This window comes from Bartonella sp. CR127HXZ (assembly GCF_042194555.1).
Lineage (GTDB): Bacteria > Pseudomonadota > Alphaproteobacteria > Rhizobiales > Rhizobiaceae > Bartonella > Bartonella grahamii.
Genome location: NZ_JBHIMZ010000045.1, coordinates 1 through 1,424 on the forward strand (window position 1 = coordinate 1; position 1,424 = coordinate 1,424).

General features: G+C 43.2%; 1 pseudogene. It reads right to left on the reverse strand.

Annotated features, from left to right (window positions below):
- A pseudogene (locus tag ACFIKY_RS08940) lies at positions 1-1,424 on the reverse strand (hypothetical protein); the annotation flags it as partial.

Below are 1,424 nucleotides of genomic sequence, written 5' to 3' on the forward strand. Positions count from 1 at the left end.
CCACCCGTAATCACTAAGCCGGTGGCATCTAGGGTATTTGTGCCTGCCTTTAAGCTCGTTAATGCAACATCTTGAGCCAGATCAAATTGTACCTTATTATCCTTATCGCCTTTTGTAAGATTAAGATTTGTACTTCCAGTTACCAAATCCAATGGGCTGGTTGAATTAACGTTCGTCGTATTTTTACCATTAACAGAGAGCCCCCAACTTGGGTTTATAGAATCTTGTAGAGCTTTTAGCTGTGCAACATTTACCGCATCAGAGTCGTTCGTGCCAGCGGCAACACCTACAATCTGTCTGGTTTTTCCTTGCTTAGCATCACCAATACTGAGTGCACCAAGACCGGATAGCCATGTATTGTCCTGTTTATCTGAATTCTCTCTAGTACGAGGATCATAACCCCCGAAACCAGGTCCAACATTCGCTACAGAACCGCTTCCCAAAGCAATACTATCTTTAACTGATGCTTTTGCTCCACTACCAAAAGCAAGCGCAGATTCGCCGGTAGCTGTTGCGCCAGCACCAAGAGCAACTCCACCAACAGCAGCTACAGATGCATTTGCACCTAAGGCAATTCCATTTAACGAACCTTTTGGATCATTTGTGGAACCACCATTCTTTACAGATGCGCCAGAACCAAAAGCAAGCGCACCGCTAGAGAGTTTACTAACGCTGGCCTTGCTACCAAGAGCGACTGAATTTTCTGCATCAGCTATAGCATCTGCAAAATCTTTGCCAGTAGTGTTAATTTTTAAACCTTTTATAACCCCTGCTGCTTGTCCTGCTTGTGCTGCTTTTAGCTGTGCAAAAGTCACTGCATCAGTATCATCAGTACCTTTTGCCAATCCTGTTATCTTTTTATTACCAGCATTAATACCAGCTATTGTTATTAGCGGACCATCTGCAATCAATAAGCCTGCTAGGTTTAGGGTACTTGGGCCTACCTTTAAGCTCGTTAATGTAACATCTTTAGCCAAATCAAATTTTAGCTTATTATCCTTATCACCTTTTGTAATCTGAAGATTTGTACTTCCAGCAGAAAAATCTACTCCACTACCTATACGAACAAGTGCAGCATTTTTATCTCCAACTGACAGTGTCCAACCGTTTTGTCTTACAAGTGTTTCTAAGTCCTTTAATTGCGCAACATTCACCGCGTCGGTATCTAGAAGACCAGCTGCTACGTTTATAATTTGTCTGGTTATACCGTTCTTAAAATCACCAACACTCACTGCGCCCCGCGTACCTCTCCATTCCACTGCGGTGTTTGGTGAATGAGTATGCAGCAAAGGACTATAACTAGGAGTATTAAGATCCCTATCGGCTTTAGCATCTTTTCCCAGAGCAACGCCATCTGGGGTCGAAGCTAGGGAATTGGCACCTATAGCGATAGTTCCATCTCTCTTTGCTTCCGAATAAAATCC